This is a genomic window from Micromonospora vinacea, assembly GCF_015751785.1.
In the GTDB taxonomy this organism is placed as follows: Bacteria; Actinomycetota; Actinomycetes; order Mycobacteriales; family Micromonosporaceae; genus Micromonospora; species Micromonospora vinacea.
Window position 1 is genome coordinate 4,257,492 of sequence record NZ_JADOTY010000001.1, and the last position, 21,298, is coordinate 4,278,789.

Sequence of the window (21,298 nt, forward strand, 5' to 3'; positions counted from 1 at the left end):
GACGCGCGCTCAGGCGTGCCCGGCTGCCGCGACGGGCCGAGCGTCGGCGTTCCGCTCGGCCGGGTCGGAGGTCCGCTCACCCTCCCGGTCCAGCAGCTGCATCACCGGGGTCGCCGTGATGCCGTGCACCACGACGGAGACGAGCACCACCAGCCCGACGGTCGCCCAGAGCAGCTCGGCCTGCGGAAAGTCGGCCTTGGTGGTGGCGTACGCGAGGTAGTAGAACGAGCCGACGCCGCGAATGCCGAACAACGAGATGACCCAGTGCTCGGCCGGGCGTCCCGGCGCGCCGCGCAGCGACAACCAGCCGATCAACGGCCGTACCAGGAACACCAGCGCCAGCCCGACAGCGGCCGCCGGCCAGGTCAGCGGACCCAGCAGGCCACCCACGATGGCGCCGCCGAGCAGCAGCAACAGCACCAGGGTGAGCAGCCGTTCGACCTGCTCGGCGAAGTCGTGCAGCACCGAGTGGAACTCGTGGGTCCGCTCGGCGGCCCGGATGGCCCGGGCGGCCACGAACACCGCCAGGAAGCCGTACCCGCCGACCACCTCCACCAGCCCGTACGCCAGGAAGGTGGCGGCGAGCGCCAGGAAGCCCTCGGCGTGCCGGGCCAGCCGCAGCTCACTGGGCGCGCGGAAGAACAGCTTGCCGAGCAGCCAGCCGATGAGCAGGCCACCGCCGACGCCGACGCCCACCTTCCAGAGCACGTCCACTGTGAACCACTCCGCCAACCAGTCGCCGGGGGCGAGGCTGGTCGAGGCGATGGCGATGGCGGCGTAGACGAACGGGAACGCCAGCCCGTCGTTGAGGCCCGCCTCGGAGGTCAACGCGAAACGGACCTCGTCCTCGGAGTCCTCCACGTCGGTCGGCTCGCCGACCTGCACGTCGGCGGCGAGCACCGGATCGGTGGGCGCCAGCGCGGCGCCCAGCAGCAGCGCGGCGGCCGGCACCAGCCCCGCCCACCACCAGCCGAGCACTGCCACCGCCGCGATGCACAGGGGCATCGCGATCGCCAGCAGCCGCCAGGTGGACGACCACCGCCGCCAACTCAACGGCCGGTCGATCTTCAGCCCGGCGCCCATCAGCGCGACGATCACCCCGATCTCGGTGAGGTGGGTGGTCAGCTCCGGGTGGGCCAGTGGGTCCGGCGACGGCAGCCCGACGGGCAGCAGGAACACCAGCATGCCGAGGGCGAGGAAGGCGATCGGCATGGACAGCGGACGCCGCTCCAGCACCCGCGGCAGGATGCCCGCGAGCAGCGCGCCCAAGCCCACCAGCGCGAACGCCACATCTACCGGCTCCACGGCACCACCCTTCGCCCGCACCCGCGCGGCGCGGGCAGGTGGTGACAGTCCTTGCCCCGCAAGGGCTCCCGCTATGCGCGTCCGTGCCGGTGGACCTGAGTGATCCTCACCGGGGCCGGGTGAGCGGTGAGTCCGCCAGTTCGTTCAACAGCGCGGCCGGGTCGTCGTACACCGCCACGGCACCCGCGCCGGCGAGCTCGCCGCGACTGGTGCCACCGCAGGTCAGACCCACACACGGGATGTTCAACTTGCCGGCCGCGGCAACGTCCCACACCGAGTCGCCGACGAAGACCACCCGCTCGGCGGCCAACCCCGACTGCTCCAACGCGGCGACAAGGATGTCCGGTGCCGGCTTGCTCTGCTGGGCGTCCGCCGAGGAGGTGATGGTGTCGATCACGTCATCGGCGGCCAGCGCCCGACGAAGCGCGCCCACCTCGGGTTCCGAGGCGGAGGTGGCCAGCACGACCCGCAACCCCCGCTCGGCGCAGGCGCGCAACAGGTCGGCCGCCCGGGGCAGCGGCGTGAGTCGTTCCCAGTACTCGGCGTAGAGGGTGTCGTGTGCGTCGCGCAGCTTCTGGTCGGCGTCGCGGTCCCGCTCCGGCCCGAGGAGGTGGTCCAGGAGTTTGTCCGACCCCATCCCGATCGAACGGTGCACCACCGCCATCGGCACCGGCTGTTCAGTCTGGCGTAACGCCTCCCACCAGCTGACGGTGTGCAGGTAGGTGGTGTCGACCAGGGTGCCGTCGACATCGAAGAGGACCCCGGCGGGCCGGTCGGTAGCCATGGGCGTCCTCCTACCCTCAGGTGGCTCAGGGATGCGCGGCCGGCGGTGTGAGGATCTCGAACCAGACAGTGGAGCCCCGGACCGACGGGTCGGTGCCCCAGGCGTCGCTGAGCTCCTCGATCAGGCCGAGGCCACGCCCGCGACTGCTCAACGTGTCGGTACGGGCCCGGGTCACGGTGCCCCGGGTCCCCGAATCCGCTACCGAGACGAGCAGCCGCTCGGCGCTGAGGTCGATCTCGACCCGAGCGGCCGTGCCGGCGTGCAGCAACGCGTTGGTGGTCAGCTCGCTGGTGCAGAGCACCGCCGCCCCGATCACCGACTCGGGCACCTGCCACTCGGTGAGCTGGCCGGTCAGCCAGTGCCGTACCCGGCTGGGTGCTGTCGGCTCGGCGGGCACCTCCATGCTCGCCGAACGACTCGGCTTGAGCGCGTGCTCGACCGCCAGTACTGCCACGTCGTCCTCAGTGCCACCCGGGACCGCAGCGGTGGCCACCGCGCAGAGCGCGCGGGGGTCGCCACTGCCGGCCTTGGCGATGGCGTCGCTCAGGGTGGCGAGCCCAGCGCTCAGGCTCTGTCGGCGACGCTCCACCACCCCGTCGCTGAACAGCAGCAGTGTGTCACCGGGACGGAACGGGACAGTAGTGATGCCCGGTCGACCGCCCAGCCCCAGCGGCGGCCCGGCCGGGACGTCGACGTACTCGGCGTGGAAGCGACCATCCGGGTCGCCGCGGCGGATCAGCGGCGCGGGGTGACCGGCGCTGGACACCGTCAGCTCCCGCCGCTCCGCGTCGATCACCCCGAACGCCACTGTGACGAACAGTTCGTGGGTGCCGGCCTCCGTGCCGAGGCTGGTCACCAGCCGGTCCAGGCCGGCCAGGACCGCGTCGGGCGTCGGGTCGGCCAGGGCCAGGGCGCGCAGCGCGGCTCGGACCTGCCCCATCCGCGCGGCGGCCTGCACGTCGTGGCCGGCCACGTCGCCCAGCACCACGCCGAGCGAGCCGTTGGGCAGCAGGAACGCGTCGTAGAAGTCACCGCCGGCCGCGTTGCCGTCCACGCCCGGGTCGTAGCGGGCCGCGATCCGCAGTCGGGGCAGATCCGGTAGGTGCTCCGGCAACATGCTGCGTTGCAACAGTTGGGCTGTGCCGTGCTGGGTCTCGAACCGGCGGGCCCGCTCGGCGGCCTGGCCGATCAGCTCGCCCGAGGCGGCCAGCAGCGCCCGCTCGGCGGGTGACCAGGTGTGCGGCACCTGGTAGCCGACCGACAGCCCGCCGCGGACCACCGAGGTGCCCAGCGGCAGGGCCGCCATCGCCCGGATCTTCTGATCGTGGCGGTCCACGGCGGTGTCCCGCAGCGGTTGCCCGTCCCGGGTGAACGACGGGGCGCCGGAGCGGGCCGCCTGCACCACCGGGGCCGACCAGTCCGCCGCCGCACGCCGCCAGAGCGGAGGCAGCCGCTCGTCGGCCTCGTCCAGCAACTCGCCACGGACCCGACGCACCATGCGCCAACCGCCGCCGCCCTCGTCGACAGCGAACGAGGCCTGGTCGGGATCGAACGTGGTGATCGCGTACCGCAGCGCCACCCGGGCCACGTCGTCGAGGGTGAGGGTGCCGGCGAGCGCCGCGGCCACCTCGCTGAGGCTCTGCAACTGCTCGGTGACGTGGGTGGTCTCGGCCGCGACAGTCAACACGCCGACGATCTGCCCGGCGCTGTCACGCACCGGCGAGTAGCCCCGGGTGAAGACCGCCTGCTCCACCGTCGCGGAGTGCCCACGCACCAGTGGCAGGGTGGACTCCTTCTCCAGGAAGGACTCGCCCTGCCGGTAGCAGCGCTCGATCACCGCGCCGACACCGGGCAGCGCCCAGATCTCCGCGAACACCTCGGCGGCCGGGCGGCCCAGGGCGGTCGGGTGCTTGGTGCCCAGCAGTTCGGCGTAGCCGGCGTTGTAGAGCAGGACGAGATCGTCGCCGTAGGCCAGGGCCATCGGCATCGGCGAGTCGAGGATCAGCTCCACCACGGCCCGGAGGGAGACGTCCCAGTCGTCGGCCGGGCCCAGCGGCGTGTCGGCCCAGTCGTGGGCGAGCACGGCCGGGCCAGACCCGGTGGGTGCGCCCGGGCCCGGAGTTGCTGGCGTGGGGACCCGCCCGACCGTTCCTGGCATGGTCGCAGCCTAGTCGGCCGGCCGGAAAAGGCATCCGACCACGGCGGCGGGCCGTCGCCGCGTCCCTCGCGGTGGCCGTTCGGGCAGTTCAGGGCCCCTGTCCGGAGGTCTGTCGCAAAAAACGCCGCACGCTGCGCGGACTGCTGGACCGGTTGCCGGGTATGCGCCCGGCGCAGTCCATGCGACAGGAGGGACATCATGCTGAAAACCCTCGCGGTCCGGCAGGCCGACATCGGCGATGCCATCGCCGACACCTGGAGGTCGGTGCTGCTCTTCATCCCGAAGGCAGTGGCCTTCATCGTCATCCTCGTGGTCGGCTGGCTCATCGCCAGAGCCGTCCTCAAGATCGTGGATACGGTGCTGGAACGGGTGCGTTTCGACCAGGCGGTCGAACGCGGTGGCATCAAACGGGCCCTGGAGAGAACGAAGTACGACGCCAGCGACATCCTGGCCAGACTGGCGTACTACGCCGTACTGCTGTTCACGCTGCAGTTCGCCTTCGGAGTCTGGGGGCCCAACGCGATCAGTGACCTGATCAGCGGCGTGGTGTCCTGGCTGCCACGTGCGTTCATCGCGATCGTCATCGTGGTGGTGGCGGCTGCGATCGCCAACGCTGTGCGGGATCTGGTCACCGGGGCGCTGGGAGGGCTCTCGTACGGCAAGGTCCTGGCCGACCTGACGGCGATCTTCATCATCGCGCTCGGTGTGATCGCCGCCCTGAACCAGGTGGGTATCGCCACCACGGTGACCACTCCGGTGCTGATCGCGGTGCTCGCCACGGTGGCCGGCATCCTGATCGTCGGTGTCGGCGGTGGTCTCGTGAAGCCGATGCAGAAGCGCTGGGACGGCTGGCTGGATCGGGCGGCCCAGGAGGCCCGGGCAGTGCAGCAGCAGCGTCAGGCCACGGCGGTCGGGCGGAGCGACGTGGAGCGGCAGATGGCCGACCGCGGGGGTGAACGCACCCAGGCCATGCCTCGGGTGGACGAAGCCCAGCAGTACCGCTCGTAACGGGGCGTTACGGCACGACGGGTTGGGGGAGGGTGTTCCGCGTACGGCGCGGGGTGCCCTCCCCGCGCCTGTCAGTGCCGGTCGAGCGCGCGAGCCAGCGCGCAGACCGCGACCAGGCGGGTGAGCAGCCACTCCGGCTGGCTCCAGTCCACCGACCCGTTGGGCGGGGTCCACCCGTGCTCCAGGGCGGCGGCGCGCACCCCCTCGGCGTAGCCGGCGAGCGCCGCGGCGGTCAGCGGCGTCCGATCCCCGTCGAGGCTGTCCCGGACGGCCGCCGCGTGCTGGTCGACGAGGGCCAGCAGCCCCGGTCGCGCGGCGGCGGCGGCGAGCCCGACAGTGCCCACGGAGACGGTGAGGGCGGCCAGGGTGGACCGCGCCGAGTCGACGGCGGTACGGGAGGCGACCCGGTTGAACGGCACACGCATGGTGACCGAGGCTAACCGACCGGTGACCGTGTCGACCTCGTCCGCTCGGTGGATGTCGGCTGCGCCACCGGGGCGGTCGCCGCTGACCCGGGGGATTGATCCGGCACAGACGGGGCAGCAGGAGAACACCCACGGATGGCGGCACACGGCACGGAGGCACGGATGGGACAGCAGGCGGACGGGCCCGACGAGCGGCACCGGCGGCCGGACGGCGTCAGCGACGCGACGGTCGCCGCGCTCGGCAAGCTCAGCGAGGCGCTGGAGTGTGTGGAGCGGGCCCGGGGGCACCTCTACTCGATGCACCAGTTGATCGGCCATGCCGACCTGATGCTCGACGACGCGGTGGAGCAGTTTCGCGCCGCCGGGCATCCGCACCTCGCCGACCGGATCGCCACGGAGCTGCGGGGCCGCAACGTCATCGCCGGACGGTGGACGTTCCAGATCGTCGAGGACTTCGACGACGGCTACCACGCGCTGTTCCGGGAGGTGGACCAGCAGGCCCGCGACGAGCTGGTGGGTGGGCGGCGCCACCTCTACGAGGCGGAGATGAAGGAACGCCGCCGTAGCCGGGGCCGGCCGGGCCATGAGGCCCGACCGGGCGGCGAAGGCTAGTCGCTTGTCGCGTCGGCCGGGCGACGCCGGGCCGCGTCGTCGGCGATGATCACGGTGGCCACCATCAGCGCGACGCAGAGGCTGAACAACCAGGACTCGTCGGCGACGAGCCAGGCGGACACCGGCGCCTGGAGCGCGGCGAGCAGGAAGCCGAGCCAGGCGAGCCGGCGCTGACGCGTGGAGAGGATTCCGGAGCCTTGATGCATCCCGAAATTCTTACGCGAACCGGCCGGCTTGCCGTCCTCCGATCGGCCGATTCTGGATGAGCTGTCCGTTTTCTCGACCGTACGGACACGACTTCTTCGCGCCGGGAGCGATCGGGCGCCGACGGCGCTAGGGTGCCCCTGCGGCAGGATGGTGTCTCGTGTCCACCCCGCCCGCGCGCCCCCGCGCCGCACTGCTCCTGCTGTCCTACCTCGCGTTCGTCAGTCTCGGCCTGCCCGACGGACTGCTCGGCGTCAGCTGGCCGTCGATCCGGGGCGACTTCGACGTACCGACCGAGGCGGTCGGATGGGTGCTCACCGCCGGCACCGTCGGCTATCTCACCTCCAGCGTGCTGGCCGGCTTCACGCTGGCCCGCATCGGCGTGGGCGCCCTGCTCGCCGGCAGCACAGTGCTGGCCAGCCTGGCGCTGACCGGCTATTCGGTGAGCCCCGTGCTGGCGGTGCTGGTGGGCTGTGCGCTGGTGCTCGGGCTCGGCTCCGGTGCTGTCGACTCCGGGCTCAACGCGTACGCCGCCGGGGCCTTCGGGCCCCGCCACATGAACTGGTTGCACGCCTTCTTCGGCCTCGGCGTGGCCATCGGTCCGCTGATCATGACCGGGGTGCTGAGCAGCGGGCTCGCCTGGCGCTGGGGGTACGGCATCGTGGCCGCCGCCCAACTCGTCCTCGCCGCCGCGTTCGTGCTCACCGTGCGGGCCTGGCACCGTGACGTCCCGGCCGGCGCCGGGACGGATGCCACAGCGGGCGCGACCGGCCAGGACGACCCCGCCGCGACGGACGCCGGGCCGGCACCGATCGTCCGGGTTCCGGTTCGGGACACCCTGCGGCTGCCGGCGGTCTGGTCGGGGACGCTCGCCTTTGTGCTGTACGTGGCGATCGAGGTGTCCGCTGGGCTGTGGGCGTTCCTGCTGCTGACCGAGGGGCGCGGGCTCGGCGCGGCGCTGGCCGGCGGCTGCGTCTCCGCGTACTGGGGCAGCCTCTTCGTCGGCCGGGTCGTGCAGGGTCTGGTGGCCGAGCGCCTGGGGGCGGGCCTGGTGTTGCGCGTCAGCCTGGTCGGCATGGCCGTCGGCGCGGCGCTGGTCGCCGTGCCCGGGCCGGCCGCCCTGGCGGTGCTCGGCCTGGTCGTGGTCGGCTTCGCCGCCGCGCCGGTGTTCCCGCTGCTCACCCTCACCACCGCGGAACGGGTCGGCGCGGCGCACGCGGACCGGGCCATCGGGCTGCAGATCGGCGCCGCGGGCACCGGTGCGGCGCTCGTCCCGGCCGGGCTGGGCGTGCTGATCGGCAACACGTCGGTGGAGGTGCTGGGCTCGGCCCTGCTGGTGCTCGCGCTGGCGCTGATCGCGTTGTACGAGTGGGGCGCGCGCCGACCCAGCGCCGGGCGGGCGGTACGCGTCCAGCCCGAAAGGAGCGAGGGTCAGACGTCCGGACCGGTTCGTCCGGTGGTGGACGGGCGGTAGCGGCGCTCCGGATCGGTGTCCTCCCGGCTGTTGCCCTGGGCCTGCCCCCTACTGTCGTTTGCTGCCGGCCCGTGGCCGAACGTCGCCTCTTCCCCCGCGTCGTTGCCGGTCACGTCGTCGGCCTGCCCGTCGAGGGAGGAGCCGGCCACGGCCTTCTCCAGCTCTTCCAACGGAAGCCGTTCCTCGTCCCGCCACACCCTGATCTTGTCGTCGGTCATACCTTCAGCCGTACCCGGGCGCGATGATCGCAAACAGGCCCGGATACGGCGATGGCCGCCGGGATACCGGCGGCCATCGGTGTCACTGCTCAGGGTCACGGCTGCGGACGGTCCACCTGTCCGCGCCAGGCGCCGGTCTCCTGACCACGCCGCTCGATGTAGGTCTTGAACCGTTCCAGGTCGCCCTTGGCCCGCCTGTCGACGATGCCGAGCTTGTCGCCGGCCTGCTCGACCACACCGTGCGGCTCGAACTCGAGCTGCAGGGTGACCCGGGTCTTGTCCTGGTCCAACCGGTGGAAGGTCACCACGCCGGCCTGCTGGGTGCCGCCGGTCGAGCGCCAGGCGACCCGCTCGTCGGGGAGCTGCTCGGTGATCTCGGCGTCGAACTCACGCTTCACCCCGGCGATGTCCACAGTCCAGTGGGTCATCGTGTCGGAGAGCTGCCGGACCTCCTGCACACCCTCCATGAACTGGGGGAACTCCTCGAACTGCGTCCACTGGTCGTACGCGGTGCGTACGGGCACGGAAACGTCCACATGTTCGGTAACGCCACTCATCGGGGAACCTCCTTCAGTCGCTGGTGGATTGCCGGATCGGGGGCGATCCGCTCACCAGCGAGTTGTCTCGTTCTTGTTGCCCAGTGCCGCCCACACCTCGGAGACCGTCTGGTAGACGGTGCCCTCGGGCAGCCGTTCCAGCGCCGCGACGATGTCGTCCGGCGCATCGTTCTCGCGGGCGCTGGCAATGAGCACCAGACGGTCGCCCGGCAGCGCGCTCATCGAGATGAACCGGCCGAGCCGGCTGCGCTGCTCGACGTCCGTGGAGCTCATGCCCTGCGGGGTGCCGGTGCGCAGGTCGCCGGCCGGGGCGGTGGTCGTCTCCGGCTGGTCCTCACCAGCCGGTTCCGGCACCCGCGACTCGTCGACCCGAGAGCCGCCGGTCCCCGGCCCCTGTACGAGACCGCTGACCTCCTGACTCATCTGTTCGTCGATCCTCGGTCCGTGCTTGCTGTTGCCACGCTCCATGCCTTCTGCGCTACCCGGCACCCCGCTCGGTAAACCGGCACCGGGTCAGGAACCGGCCCTCGGCCTGGTCGCGGACCGGACATCCGAGCCGGAACCGGCGAGTCAGTCGTCGGCGGGCTTGCGGGGCGGTAGCACCGGCTCCTCCGGGTCCGGGTCACCGGCCTGCAACTGCCGTCCGCGCTGCACCTCGGCGTTGATCTGCACGCCCACCATCAGCGCCGAGTTGGACAGGTAGAGCCAGACCAGAAACGCGATGGCCGCCCCGAGGCTGCCGTAGGTGGTGTCGTACGAGCCGAAGTTGGCCACGTAGAGGCCGAAGCCGAAGGAGGCCGCCGCCCAGGAGATCAGGGCCACCGCACCGCCCGGGGTGAGCCAGCGGAACCGGGGTTGCCGCACGTTCGGTGCGATCCAGAACAGCAGGGACAGCAACACCATCATGATCATGGCGAGGACCGGCCACTTCGCCACGCTCCACGTGGTGCGGGCCAGGCCGCCGGCGTTGATCAGGTCGCCGACCGCGTCGGTGACCGGGCCGCTGACGATCAGGCCGAGGGCGACCACCGCGAGCAGCACCAGCGTGATCGCCGCCAGGCCGATCTGCAACGGCCGCAGCTTCCAGACCGGGCGGCCCTCGGTCACCCCGTAGATGGCGTTGGAGGCCCGGGTGAACGCGCCGATGAAACCTGACGCGGACCAGAGCGCGCCCAGCAGGCCGAAGCTCAGCAGCAGCTTGGGGTTGCTCTGGTCGAGCACCACGGTCCGGATCACCCCGACCACGCCGCCCTCGTCGTTGGTCAGCACCGCCCCGGCGCCCACCTGGTTGGCCAGGTCGACCACCGTGTCCAGGGTGCGCTCCCCGTCGGAGACCAGCCCGACCAGGGCCACCACCACGATGGCGGACGGAAACAGCGCCAGGACCCCGTAGTAGGTCAGCGCGGCGGCCCAGTCGGAGCAGTTGTCGTTGACGAAGTTCTGCACGCTGCGGACCAGCACCCCGCGCCAGGTCCGCCAGCTCAGCTGCCGCATCCGTCGGGGCACCCGGGTGCCCGGTGTGCCGTCGAGCGTCGTACCGGGCTCCGTGGTCGTCATGCCCGCTCCCTGCGCCCCGGCCGCCGGATGACCGGTCGTCCGGTCTGGCCTGGCCCGGCGGTACCCGGATGGTGAAATCGACAAACCCCACCGGGGCCAGGCCGGCGCCGCTGTGGTTTGCCGCCACGTCACCGGGGAACGGCCACAGTGACCCTGTCCAGACGGAGGAGGACGAGATGCCCGGGCGCGAGGACCTGCCCAGCACGCTGCGGCGCTCCCCGGAGAAGGCGCAGCGCACCTGGGAGAAGACGCACGACTCGGCGGTCGAGACCTACGGCGAGGGGGAGCGGTCGCACCGCACCGCCTTCGCCGCCGTGAAGCACCAGTTCGAGAAGGTGGGCGACCACTGGGAGCCGAAGGGCCACAAGGGCCCCAGCGACCAGCAGGCCGCCGGTGGCGGGCCGGAACGACGCGCCCCCACAGCGGGCGGCGTGGACGCCAACGCCACCAAGGACCACCTGATGTCGGTGGCCCGCAAACTCGACGTGCCCGGCCGGTCCAGCATGACCAAGCCGGAGCTGGTCACGGCCATCGAGAAGGCCAACGACCGCGCCACCCGCAAGGCCCGCGGCGACTGACGCCGCCGCACCACAGCTCGACAGACGCGGTACGGGCGGACGCGCCACCCCTGCGTCCGCCCGCACCGTTCACCAGTGCCCGCCGCCCGGCGCCTCGATGTGCACCGCCTTCGTGGCGGTGAATTCGTCCAGCAGCTCCGGGCCGTACCCGAAGCCCTGCCCACTGGCCCGGCGCGGATGCGCGGCGCCCCCCGGCGCACCCCCGAACACCGCGTTGACCTTGACGGTGCCCACCGGCAGCTCCCGCCAGGCCCGCTGCGCGTGACTCATCGACGGGGTCAGCACCGTGGCGGCCAGCCCGTACGGGGAGTCCGCCGCGCAACGCAGCGCCTCGTCGAACGAGTCGACGACCACCACGGGGGCGACCGGCCCGAAGGTCTCCTCCCGGACCAGCGGCATGTCGTGGCGGCAGTCCGTGACGACGGTGGCCGGGTAGAACGCCCCCGGCCCGTCCGGCACCTCACCGCCGATCCGCACCCGTGCGCCGTCCGCCACCGCGGCGGCCACCTGCCCGTGCACGTGGTCCCGGTGCCGCCGGTCGACCAGCGGACCCAACTCGGTGCCCGGGTCCCGGCCCGGCCCGACCCGCAGCGCTCCGGCGCGTCGCACCAGCGCGGCCACGAAGTCGTCGGCCACCTCCCGGTGCACGTAGAGCCGCTCCACCGCAACGCAGATCTGCCCGGCGTTCGCGAACGCGCCGAGCGCGGCCTGTTCCGCCGCCCACTCCGGATCGACGCCCGCGTCCACGATCAAGGGGTCACTGCCGCCGTTCTCCAGGAGCACCTTCGCGCCGGTGCGGGCCGCGGCGGCGGCGATCGCCCGCCCGGTCGCTGTGGCGCCCACGTGGGCCACCACGTCGACCTCCTGCGCCGCGAGCGCCGCGCCCACCTCCGGGCCGCCGGTGAGCAGCGACAACACCCCGGCCGGCAACGCCTGGTCCAGTGCGCGGGCGAGTAGCCACCCCGTCGCCGGTGCGCGTTCGCTCGGCTTGTAGAGCATCACGTTCCCGGTCACCAGGGCCGCGCCGAGCAATCCGCAGGAGACCGCCACCGGGTCGTTCCAGGGGGTGATCGCCGCGACCACCCCGCGTGGCTGCGGGGTCAGGAAATCCAGCGCGTCGGTTTCGCCGTTCAGCGTGCGCCCGCCACGCAGCGGCGCCAGTTCCGCATACTGTCGCAGGGTGCCGATTCCCGCCTCGACGCCGCCGCGGGCGTCCGCCAACGGCTTGCCCATCTCCGCGGTCACCGCCGCCGCCAACTCCTCGGTGATCGCCTCCACCGCGTCCGCGGCCCGGCGCAGCGCCGCCGCCCGTTCGGCCGGCGCGGTCGCCGCCCACTGGGCCGCCGCGTTGCGGGCCGCCTGGGTCGCCTTGCCCACCTCGTCGGCAGTGGCCACCGGCACCGTGCTCACCGGCCTGCCGTCCGCCGGATCACGCACGACCAGTTCGCCGCCGTCGCCGCCCGCACCCCACACCCCGCCCACCAGCTGCGCAACCGTGTACATGCGGCGCTGGATGCCCCGGCCCCGGCGAGGCAAACGCGTTTCGCCCGGTTGCGCGCCGGGTAGGCGGATCCGATGACAACCACCGCCGCGCAGAGCGCGGACGCCGTCATCGTCGGCGCCGGCCACAACGGCCTGGTCGCGGCCAACCTGCTGGCGGACGCCGGCTGGGACGTGGTGGTGCTGGAGGCGACAGCGGTGCCCGGCGGCGCCGTCCGCTCCGCCGAGGTCACCGCGCCCGGCTACCTGAGCGACCTCTACAGCTCGTTCTACCCCCTCGGGTACGCGTCGCCGGTGCTGAACGGCCTCGACCTGGATCGGCACGGGTTGTCCTGGCGGCACTCGCCGGACGTGCTGGCGCACCTGCTGCCCGACGGTCGGGCCGCGGTGATCAATCGGGACCCGGACGTCACGGCCGCCTCGCTGGAGCAGTTCGCCCCCGGGGACGGCAAACGCTGGCTCAACGCGTACACCGACTGGCTCGACGTGGCCGAGCCGATGCTGGAGGCGATCACCTCACCGTTCCCGCCGGTCCGCGGCGGGCTGGGTCTGCTGCGTCGGTTGCGTGTCGCCGGCGCACTGCGACTCGCGCGCCGGCTCGTCGTGCCGGTCCGGAAGATGGGCGACGAACTCTTCGACGGTCCCGGCGGGCCGGCCCTGCTGGCCGGCTGCGCACTGCACACCGACCTCTCCCCGGAGGAGGCCGGCTCCGGGGTGTACGGCTGGCTGCTGGCCATGCTCGGCCAGCAGGTCGGCTGGCCGGTGCCCGACGGCGGCGCGCAGCGGATCACCAACGCGCTCGTGGATCGGCTACAGGGGCGCGGCGGGGCGATCGTCTACGGTGCCCGGGCCGACCGGGTGCTCACCGCCCGGGGCCGGGCGATGGGCGTGCGGACCGTCGGTGGCACGCTGTGGCGGGCCCGGCGGGCGGTGCTCGCCGACGTCCCGGCACCGGCGCTCTACCTCGACCTGGTCGGCGCGGCGGCACTGCCGTCCCGGCTGGTGGAGGACCTGGCCCACTTCCGGTGGGACGGCTCCACGCTGAAGGTGGACTGGGCGCTCTCCGCGCCGGTGCCGTGGGCCAACCGGCAGTTGGCCGGCGCCGGCACCGTGCACCTCGGCGCGGACCTCAACGGGCTCACCCACTACGCCAGCGAGTTGGCCCGCGGCGAGCTGCCCCGCGACCCGTTCCTGCTGGTCGGGCAGATGTCGGTGGCGGACCCGAGTCACTCCCCGCCGGGCACCGAGTCGCTGTGGTCGTACACCCATCTGCCGTTCCGGCGGAACTGGCGGGCCGAGGAGGTCGCCGGGCACGTACAGCGGATGGAGGACGTGCTGGAGGCGGCGGCCCCGGGTTTCCGGAAGCTGATCGTCGGCCGACACGTGGCCGGGCCGGCCGACCTGGAGAAGGCCAATCCGAGCCTGGTCGGTGGCGCGCTCGGCGGCGGGACCGCCGCCGCGTACCAGCAGCTCTTCCTGCGCCCGATCCCCGGCCTGGGCCGGGCGGACACCCCGGTGGACCGGCTCTTCCTGGCCAGCGCGTCGGCGCACCCCGGCGGCGGTGTGCACGGCGCACCGGGTGCGAACGCGGCCCGCGCGGCGCTGGCCCGCGATCGCGCGCTCACCGGCCGCGCCTACGCCGCAGCCATCGCCACGGCGAACCGCGCCATCTACCCCGACTGACCGCCCACCCCCGTGAGCTTGCGGTGATCAAGAGGTTCGCGTCAGATCTGTCGGGGCTGGCGACGCAAACCTCTTGATCACCCGGCTCGGGGTGAGTGGGTGGGGTGGGGTGGGTCAGCGGGTGATGTTGCGGTGTTTGCTGCGGAGGCGGAAGGGCATGAGCGCGCTCTCCACCTTGGTCGCGGTGGTCATCTTGGAGACGCCGTCGCGCCGCTCCTCGAAGCGGATCGGCACCTCCAGGATGGTGTGACCCAGCTTGGTGGCGAGGTAGTGCATCTCCACCTGGAAGCTGTAGCCGTTGGACTGCACCCGCTCCAGGTCGATGTCGCGCAGGGCGTCGGCCCGCCAGATCTTGAAGCCGGCGGTGAGGTCCCGGATGCGAACGCGCAGCAGGGTGTGCACGTAGAGGTTGGCCCAGCCACTGAGCGCCCGGCGGTAGAGCGGCCAGTTCTCGTCCAGCTCGCCGCCGGGGACGTACCGGGATCCGATCACCACGCTGGCCTGGGTGGAGAGCAGTGCGCCCAGCATCCCCGGCAGCGCCTCCGGCGGGTGCGAGAGGTCGGCGTCCATCTGCGCCACGTACTCGGCGCCGCCCTCGATCGCCCGACTCATCCCGTCCACGTACGCCCGGCCGAGGCCTTCCTTGCCGGCGCGGTGCACGACCTCGATCCGGTCGGGGTGCTCGATGGCCAGCTTGTCCGCCACCTCCCCGGTGCCGTCGGGGGAGTTGTCGTCGGCGACGAGGATGCGCAGCCCCGGCAGCGGCAGCGCGAGCAGTCGCTCGACCAGCGCCGGGAGGTTGCCCGCCTCGTTGTAAGTGGGCACGACGACGGTCAGGCGTGCGTCCCGCCACGGTGACGGCAACTGCACCGGCTTGATCATGTCGGTCATCCTCGGTTTGCGGACAAGGGTCATGGAAAGGGTATCCAGTTCCCGCATTCGGTCCGAGGGAGGCACCCCTCCCGGGCGTTGCGGACCCGCGCCGCCCAGCGTGTGGGGCCGTTGAATCCCTGGTCAGGGGCTTGCGCTGGTCGGAGCCGGGGCTGCTCAGCGGCGACGGCGAGCGACAGCGGTGAGGGCGAGCGCCGCGACGGCGAGCGCGACACCGGAGAGCGCCGGCTTGTGCGTGCCCACCCAGAGCGCCGCGGAACGGTTCCGCGCCTGTTCGACGAACACGCCCGCCGTGCCCCGGTCCGTATCCGCATCGCCGGGATGATCGAGATTGTCCCGCCAGGTTGCCGGATCGATCTCCTCGCCGGTCTGCTGGCTGTCGTAGCCGTCGCGGGCCAGCTTCCGGTCCAGCAGGCCGGGGAACAGGGCGTCGGCCAGCCGGACCTGCCAGGTCGGGCCGCCCACGTTCAACTCCCGGGTGCCGCGGTCGGCGGCCCAGACGATGGCCCGGGCGGCCAGCTCCGGAGTGAAGATCGGCGGCACCGGCTGCGGATGCCGGGGCAGCCGGGTGCGGACCCAGGAGAACTGCGGTGTGTTGATCGCGGGCAGCTGCACCATCGACAACGTCACAGCTGGACAGTCGTGCAGCAGTTCGGCGCGCAGCGAGTCGTTGAACCCCTGGATGGCGTGCTTGCTCGCGCAGTACGCCGACTGCAACGGAATCCCCCGGTAGGCCAACGCCGAACCCACCTGCACGATCGTGCCCCGCCCGTGCGCCCGCATGTGCCGCAGCGCGGCGAGGGTGCCGTGCACCGTACCCAGGTACGTGACCTCGGTGACCCGGTGGAACTCACGCGCCGGAATCTCCCAGGCCGGCGCGAACACCGACGCCATCGCGTTGTTGACCCACACGTCGATGCCACCCCAGTGGTGCACCACGTCGTCGGCGGCCTGTTGCACCGCGCCCGCGTCGGCCACGTCGACCCGGTACACGCGCACGTCGGTCGCCCCGCGCATCCGGCACTCCCGCTCGGCCGCGACCAGACCCGCCTCGCCGCGAGCCAGCAGCGCCAGCCGGGCACCGCGCGCCGCATACGCGTGGGCGACGGCCCGGCCGACGCCGGCGCTCGCGCCGGTCACCACGACGGTCCGGGTCACGAGGCCCCCTTCTGTCGGGTGGCGATGTCGGAGAGCCGGTCCAGCGTCTCCCGGTTGCGCAGGTGCAGCACCAGATCGTTGATCTTGTTGTGCACCCACCGCAGCGGGCCGGCGGCGAAGTCCTCCCCGATACGCACCCGGGTGGCGCCCTCACCCACCGGTTCCAGGGTGAAGGCCACGATCGCCTCGCCCGCCGGCCAGAGCCCGGCCTTGAGCACGAGCCGGTGCGGCGGCTCGCAGGCCAGCACCGTCGAGGCGTCCTGCAAGGAGAACGGCCACGGCCCGGCACGGTGGTGCAGTTGGCTGCCCACCCGGGGCCAGGCGTCGTCCACGTCCCGCATGTGCGCCGTACCGACCACCCAGTCGCTGTACGTCCATCCGTCCGCGAGCACGTCGAAAACCTGCTGCGGGGAAGCGTCGATCACTTTCTCCACAATCGCCACCGGGATCCCATACCCGCAGTACGGCACGGCCTAACGACTGACCGGGTTAGCTTCTCTCCGACGGCGGGTAAGGCCGACCCGGGGCATCGCTGACGGAGCTGTCCCACCGCCCCGACGGCGACGTTTACTCCTCGGGGCGCAGGGAACCCGCCGGCTGTGCGACAGGACCAGGAGGATCCGTATCAGCGCAGGTCAGCCCAGGTGTACGCCGCTGCTGACCGCGCCGGTTCCGGGTCTGTCGCAAGCCCCCGACCAGTGCTCTACGACGCGGTGCTGCTGGACCGCGACGGCACCCTGATCGAGGACGTGCCGTACAACGGCGACCCGGAGAAGGTGCGGCCGGTGCCGGGCGCGCGGGCGGCACTGGACCGTCTGCGGGCGGCCGGGCTGCGACTGGCGGTCGTCACCAACCAGTCGGGCCTGGCCCGGGGTTACTTCACCGGTGAGCAGATGCGGGCTGTGCACGCCCGCGTCGAGGAGCTGTTGGGCCGGTTCGACGCCTGGCTGGTCTGTCCACACGACGACGCCGACGGCTGTGACTGCCGCAAGCCGGCGCCCGGTCTGGTGTACGCCGCCGCCCGCGAGCTCGGCACGACCGCGTCCCGGTGCGTGCTGGTGGGCGACATCGGCCGAGATGTCGGCGCGGCGCTGGCCGCCGGGGCCGCGGGCGTGCTGGTGCCCACCCCGGTGACCCGGCCGGAGGAGGTCGCCGCCGCGGGATGGGTGGCCACCGATCTGCCGGCGGCGGTGGCGGAGATCCTGCGCCGACAACAGGCCGTGCAGCCCGCGACACCGCCCACCGCACCGGTACGGACGGCCCTGGTGGTCCGCTCGGATTCGGCGGGTGACGTGCTGGTCACCGGCCCGGCGATCCGTGCCGTCGCGGCCGGAGCGGAGCGGGTGGTGCTGTTGTGCGGGCCGCGCGGTCGGGCCGCCGCCAACCTGCTGCCCGGCGTCGACGAGATCATCGAGCATCCGCTGCCGTGGATCGACCCGACACCGGGCCCGGTCGACCCGGAGGCGATGCGGAGCCTCACCGCGCGGCTGGGCGCCGTCGGCGCGGACCAGGCGGTGGTGTTCACCTCGTTCCACCAGTCCGCCCTGCCGCTGGCGCTGCTGTTGCGGATGGCCGGAATCGACCGGATCGCGGCGATCAGCGACGACTATCCGGGCTCGCTGCTGGACATCCGACACCGGGTGCCGGTCGGCGTTCCCGAACCCGAACGTGCCCTCTCCCTGGCCGCCGCCGCCGGCCACCGGCTGCCCGACGGCGACGAACCCGTCCTCCGGCTCCGCCGGGACGCCGTGCCACAGCGCCCGGCGGACCTCGGCGACCCCGGTTACGTGGTGCTGCACCCCGGGTCGGCCGCGTCGAGCCGGGCCTGCCCGCCCGAGGTGGCGACCCGGATCGTCGGGGCGCTGACCGACGCCGGGCACCGGGTGCTGGTCACCGGCGGCCCGGACGAGCGCGCGATCACCGCACGGGTCGCCGCGGCCGGCGGCACCGACCTGGGCGGCCGCACCGACCTGGCCGGGCTGGCGGCGATCGTCGCGGACGCCCGCGCGGTCGTCGTCGGCAACACCGGGCCCGCGCACCTGGCGGCCGCCGCCGGAGTGCCGGTGGTGAGTCTCTTCGCGCCGACCGTCCCGTTCGGCCAGTGGGGGCCCTACCGGGTGCCCACCATTCGGCTCGGCGACGCCGCCGCGCCCTGCCGGGACACCCGGGCGGCCAGCTGCCCGGTCCCCGGGCACCCCTGCCTCGCCGGGGTCGACCCGGACGAGGTGGTCGACGCGCTCCGGACGCTCGCCGTCAGCGGTGGTGGCAGCCGATGAACATCCTGCTCTGGCACGTGCACGGCTCCTGGACCACGTCGTTCGTGCACGGCAGCCACCGCTACCTGATTCCCACCACACCCGACCGCGGCCCCTACGGCCTCGGCCGGGCCCGCACCTACCCGTGGCCGGACAGCGCTGTCGAGGTCAGCCCGGAGGAGCTGCCGGGAGCCGACGTCGACCTGGTCATCCTGCAACGCCCCGAGGAGATCGACCGGGCCGAGGAGTGGCTTCGCCGCCGTCCCGGCCGCGACCTTCCCGCGATCTACGTCGAACACAACACCCCCAAGGGCGACGTGCCGAACACGCGTCACCCGATGGCCGACCGCGACGACCTGCTGATCGCGCACGTCACCGGGTTCAACCAGATCTTCTGGGACACGGGCGCCACCCGCACCACTGTGGTCGACCACGGCATCGTCGCCCCCTCCGCGTCCTACACCGGCGAACTGGACCGACTCGCCGTGGTGATCAACGAGCCGGTCCGGCGAGGTCGGGTCACCGGCACCGACCTGCTGCCCCAGTTCGCCGAGATCGCGCCGCTGGACGTGTTCGGCATGGGCGTCGCCGGTCTGGCCGACCACCTCGGGCTGCCCGCCGACCGGCTCACCAGCCACGACGACGTGCCCCAGGACCGGATGCACGCCGAACTGGCCCGGCGGCGGGCGTACCTGCACCTGTGCCGGTGGACCTCCCTCGGGCTCAGCCTGATCGAGGCGATGGCGATCGGCATGCCGGTCGTCGCGCTCGCCACCACCGAGGCGGTGATGGCGGTGCCCCCGGAGGCGGGGGCGCTCGCCACCCGGACCGACACCCTGCTCGACGCCGCCCGCCGGTTCATCACCGAACCGGCGACCGCGCGTCAGGCCGGAGCGGCGGCGAGAACCGCCGCGCGCGACAGGTACGGCCTCGACCGTTTCCTCGCTGACTGGGACCGGCTGCTGGAGGAGGAAGTATGCGGATCGCGATGATCTCGGAGCACGCCAGCCCGCTCGCCGTCCTCGGAGGGGAGGATGCCGGCGGCCAGAACACGCACGTCGCGGAGCTGTCCGCCGCGCTCGCCGCCGCCGGGCACGAGGTGCGGGTCTACACCCGCCGCGACGCGCCCGACCTGCCGGTGACCGTCCGCAGCCCGGACGGGTACGACGTGGTGCACGTGCCGGCCGGCCCGGCCGAGCCGGTGGCCAAGGACGCGCTGCTGCCGCACATGCGGGACTTCAGCAACTGGCTGATCGAGCGCTGGCGCGGCGGCGACTGGGTGCCCGAGGTGATCCACGCGCACTTCTGGATGAGCGGTCTGGCCGGGCTGACCGCCGGCCGGCAGACCGGGGTGCCGGTGGTGCAGACGTACCACGCGTTGGGCACTGTGAAGCGCCGCTACCAGGGTGTGCAGGACACCAGCCCGGCCCGACGGGTCTCCTACGAGCGGGAGTTGGGCCGCTCGGTGGACCGGATCGTCGCGCAGTGCCGCGACGAGGTGGGCGAGCTGGTCCGGATGGGGGTGCCCCGGTCCCGGATGACAGTGGTGCCCTCCGGGGTCAACCTCAGCACCTTCGCCCCGCTCGGACCGGCCGCCGACCGGGAACCGGGACGGGCCCGGATCCTCACAGTGGGTCGGCTGGTCGAGCGCAAGGGCTTCCAGACCGTGATCCGCGCGATGGCGCTGGTCCCGGACGCCGAGTGCGTGGTCGTCGGCGGCCCACCCGAGGGGCTGTTGGAGACCGACCCGTACGCCCGCCGGTTGCGGGCCCTCGCGGAGTCGTGCGGGGTGGCCGACCGGGTGCACCTGGTCGGCGCGGTGCCCCGGGAGGAGATGGGCCGCTGGTACCGCTCGGCGGACCTGCTGGTCGCGGCGCCCTGGTACGAGCCGTTCGGATTGACCCCGCTGGAGGCGATGGCGTGTGGGGTGCCGGTCGTCGGCACGGCGGTGGGTGGCATCCGGGACACGGTGGTCGACGGGACGACCGGTGACCTCGTGCCGGCCCGGGACCCGCACGCGCTGGCCACCGCGATCCAGGGCTTGCTCGACGACCGGATCAGGCGTTTCGCGTACGCGACGGCGGCCCGTGAGCGGGCCCGGGCACGGTACTCGTGGGCGGCCACCGCCGAGCGGCTGGTCGAGGTCTACAGCGAGGTGGCGGCCGTGCGCCGGCCGACGCGGGTGGTGGCCTGATGCCGACGGGCAGCCTGCTCGACACCCACCTGACGAATCTCGCCGCGGCGCTGGTGCCGTACCGGCGGTGTGAGCGACAGCTGGCGCGCTGGGGCGCGGACCTTGCCCACCGGCTGGCCGCCGGGGGTCGCCTGCTGGTCGCCGGTAACGGCGGCAGCGCTGCCGAGGCCCAGCACCTCACCGCCGAGCTGGTGGGCAAGCTGCACGACGACCGTCAGCCGCTGTCCGCGATCGCGCTGCACGCCGAGACGAGCGCGCTCACCGCCATCGCCAACGACTACGGCTACGCCGACGTGTACGCCCGTCAGGTGCGCGCCCACGGCCGGCCCGGCGACGTCCTGCTGCTGCTGAGCACCAGTGGGACCAGCCAGAACCTGGTCACCGCCGCGCAGGCCGCCCGTGACGTCGGTGTGACCACCTGGGCGCTCACCGGCGCCGCCCCCAATCCGCTCGCCGACGCCTGCGACGAGGTGCTGGCCGTCGCGTCCCCGGACACCCAGGTCGTCCAGGAGCTGCACCTGGTGACCAGTCATCTGCTCTGCGAGTACCTCGAACAGGAGTTGCCCGCCGCGCTGGCGGCGGTCGCCGATCCGGTGGCCGTCCACGCCGCGTCGGGGACGCCGGCGCCGGTACGCACCGGGGTCGAGGTGGTGCTCGACGGCGGGGCCGGACAGCAGGTCGACGCGTGAGGATGAGGAGGCAAGCGTGAGGGGACCGGTGGTGGTGCTCGGGGACAC

The 21,298-nt window shown here is 73.0% G+C and carries 22 protein-coding genes; 9 read left to right on the plus strand and 13 right to left on the minus strand.

The genetic code is table 11. The features are described 5' to 3' along the window. Positions 1-9 precede the first annotated feature (9 nt). From IW249_RS20105 to IW249_RS20115, 3 genes are all read right to left on the minus strand, one after another. Entirely contained in the window at positions 10-1,305 is a 1,296-nt protein-coding gene (locus IW249_RS20105) for a cation:proton antiporter domain-containing protein (RefSeq protein ID WP_196922165.1), read from the minus strand. Positions 1,306-1,411: 106 nt separating this feature from the next. After that, complete coding sequence (locus IW249_RS20110; RefSeq protein ID WP_196922166.1) at positions 1,412-2,089, minus strand: HAD family hydrolase; 678 nt, start codon at positions 2,087-2,089, stop codon at positions 1,412-1,414. Between the two features lie 25 nt (positions 2,090-2,114). Then, entirely contained in the window at positions 2,115-4,247 is a 2,133-nt protein-coding gene (locus IW249_RS20115) for an ATP-binding SpoIIE family protein phosphatase (protein ID WP_196922168.1), read from the minus strand. A gap of 198 nt (positions 4,248-4,445) precedes the next feature. On the opposite strand from IW249_RS20115, the gene IW249_RS20120 reads away from it, so the two are divergent. Further along, positions 4,446-5,255 carry a mechanosensitive ion channel family protein gene (locus IW249_RS20120; RefSeq protein ID WP_196922169.1) on the plus strand — a complete coding sequence of 270 codons (810 nt, stop codon included), beginning with the start codon at positions 4,446-4,448 and terminating at the stop codon, positions 5,253-5,255. Between the two features lie 71 nt (positions 5,256-5,326). Here the strand turns inward: IW249_RS20120 and IW249_RS20125 are convergent, their stop codons facing one another. Beyond that, positions 5,327-5,680, minus strand: a complete 354-nt coding sequence (locus tag IW249_RS20125; protein ID WP_196922171.1) for a DUF6401 family natural product biosynthesis protein — start codon at positions 5,678-5,680, stop codon at positions 5,327-5,329. A gap of 162 nt (positions 5,681-5,842) precedes the next feature. On the opposite strand from IW249_RS20125, the gene IW249_RS20130 reads away from it, so the two are divergent. Continuing rightward, positions 5,843-6,292 (plus strand): hypothetical protein, encoded by a 450-nt coding sequence (locus IW249_RS20130; RefSeq protein ID WP_196922172.1) that lies wholly within the window; start codon positions 5,843-5,845, stop codon positions 6,290-6,292. Here IW249_RS20130 and IW249_RS20135 read toward each other — a convergent pair. After that, positions 6,289-6,498 (minus strand): hypothetical protein, encoded by a 210-nt coding sequence (locus tag IW249_RS20135; RefSeq protein WP_196922173.1) that lies wholly within the window; start codon positions 6,496-6,498, stop codon positions 6,289-6,291. The two genes, IW249_RS20130 and IW249_RS20135, sit on opposite strands and share 4 nt — an antisense overlap. 158 nt (positions 6,499-6,656) lie before the next feature. On the opposite strand from IW249_RS20135, the gene IW249_RS20140 reads away from it, so the two are divergent. Then, on the plus strand, positions 6,657-7,970 hold the full coding sequence (locus IW249_RS20140) for an MFS transporter (RefSeq protein WP_196922175.1): 1,314 nt from the start codon (positions 6,657-6,659) through the stop codon (positions 7,968-7,970). Here the strand turns inward: IW249_RS20140 and IW249_RS20145 are convergent. From IW249_RS20145 to IW249_RS20160, 4 genes are all read right to left on the minus strand, one after another. After that, positions 7,928-8,188 carry a hypothetical protein gene (locus IW249_RS20145; RefSeq protein ID WP_196922176.1) on the minus strand — a complete coding sequence of 87 codons (261 nt, stop codon included), beginning with the start codon at positions 8,186-8,188 and terminating at the stop codon, positions 7,928-7,930. The two genes, IW249_RS20140 and IW249_RS20145, sit on opposite strands and share 43 nt — an antisense overlap. A gap of 95 nt (positions 8,189-8,283) precedes the next feature. Beyond that, positions 8,284-8,745, minus strand: coding sequence for an SRPBCC family protein (locus tag IW249_RS20150; protein WP_196922177.1), 462 nt, complete (start codon positions 8,743-8,745; stop codon positions 8,284-8,286). 51 nt (positions 8,746-8,796) lie between these two features. Continuing rightward, complete coding sequence (locus tag IW249_RS20155; RefSeq protein ID WP_196922178.1) at positions 8,797-9,213, minus strand: DUF2795 domain-containing protein; 417 nt, start codon at positions 9,211-9,213, stop codon at positions 8,797-8,799. 102 nt (positions 9,214-9,315) lie between these two features. Further along, entirely contained in the window at positions 9,316-10,302 is a 987-nt protein-coding gene (locus IW249_RS20160) for a YihY/virulence factor BrkB family protein (RefSeq protein WP_196922179.1), read from the minus strand. A 176-nt stretch (positions 10,303-10,478) separates the two neighbouring features. On the opposite strand from IW249_RS20160, the gene IW249_RS20165 reads away from it, so the two are divergent. After that, positions 10,479-10,880, plus strand: a complete 402-nt coding sequence (locus tag IW249_RS20165; RefSeq protein WP_196922180.1) for a ChaB family protein — start codon at positions 10,479-10,481, stop codon at positions 10,878-10,880. 69 nt (positions 10,881-10,949) lie between these two features. Here the strand turns inward: IW249_RS20165 and IW249_RS20170 are convergent, their stop codons facing one another. Then, complete coding sequence (locus IW249_RS20170; RefSeq protein ID WP_196922181.1) at positions 10,950-12,383, minus strand: aldehyde dehydrogenase family protein; 1,434 nt, start codon at positions 12,381-12,383, stop codon at positions 10,950-10,952. 72 nt (positions 12,384-12,455) lie between these two features. Between IW249_RS20170 and IW249_RS20175 the strand changes: the two genes are divergently transcribed. Further along, positions 12,456-14,063 (plus strand): phytoene desaturase family protein, encoded by a 1,608-nt coding sequence (locus IW249_RS20175; RefSeq protein WP_196922182.1) that lies wholly within the window; start codon positions 12,456-12,458, stop codon positions 14,061-14,063. A 114-nt stretch (positions 14,064-14,177) separates the two neighbouring features. Here the strand turns inward: IW249_RS20175 and IW249_RS20180 are convergent, their stop codons facing one another. The 3 genes from IW249_RS20180 to IW249_RS20190 form a co-directional block, all read right to left on the minus strand. Next, positions 14,178-14,945 carry a polyprenol monophosphomannose synthase gene (locus IW249_RS20180; protein WP_196922184.1) on the minus strand — a complete coding sequence of 256 codons (768 nt, stop codon included), beginning with the start codon at positions 14,943-14,945 and terminating at the stop codon, positions 14,178-14,180. Between the two features lie 165 nt (positions 14,946-15,110). Further along, the gene (locus IW249_RS20185; RefSeq protein WP_196922186.1) at positions 15,111-16,112 is read right to left on the minus strand and encodes an SDR family oxidoreductase; all 1,002 of its coding nucleotides are present in this window, start codon (positions 16,110-16,112) and stop codon (positions 15,111-15,113) included. Then, a complete protein-coding gene (locus IW249_RS20190) occupies positions 16,109-16,555 on the minus strand; it encodes an SRPBCC family protein (protein WP_196922187.1) in 447 nt (148 codons plus the stop codon). The genes IW249_RS20185 and IW249_RS20190 overlap by 4 nt, the downstream gene beginning before the upstream one ends. A 156-nt stretch (positions 16,556-16,711) precedes the next feature. Between IW249_RS20190 and IW249_RS20195 the strand changes: the two genes are divergently transcribed. Genes IW249_RS20195 through IW249_RS20210 form a run of 4 tightly spaced genes read left to right on the plus strand, consistent with a single transcriptional unit; the run spans position 16,712 to position 21,250 of the window. Beyond that, positions 16,712-18,388: an HAD-IIIA family hydrolase gene (locus IW249_RS20195; protein ID WP_196922189.1), complete on the plus strand. Its 1,677-nt coding sequence runs from the start codon at positions 16,712-16,714 to the stop codon at positions 18,386-18,388. Further along, entirely contained in the window at positions 18,385-19,359 is a 975-nt protein-coding gene (locus IW249_RS20200) for a glycosyltransferase (RefSeq protein ID WP_196922190.1), read from the plus strand. Before IW249_RS20195 ends, IW249_RS20200 begins: the two co-directional genes overlap by 4 nt. Continuing rightward, positions 19,344-20,561 (plus strand): glycosyltransferase, encoded by a 1,218-nt coding sequence (locus IW249_RS20205; protein WP_196922192.1) that lies wholly within the window; start codon positions 19,344-19,346, stop codon positions 20,559-20,561. The genes IW249_RS20200 and IW249_RS20205 overlap by 16 nt, the downstream gene beginning before the upstream one ends. After that, on the plus strand, positions 20,561-21,250 hold the full coding sequence (locus IW249_RS20210; protein WP_372432983.1) for a D-sedoheptulose-7-phosphate isomerase: 690 nt from the start codon (positions 20,561-20,563) through the stop codon (positions 21,248-21,250). The genes IW249_RS20205 and IW249_RS20210 overlap by 1 nt, the downstream gene beginning before the upstream one ends. Positions 21,251-21,298 lie beyond the last annotated feature (48 nt).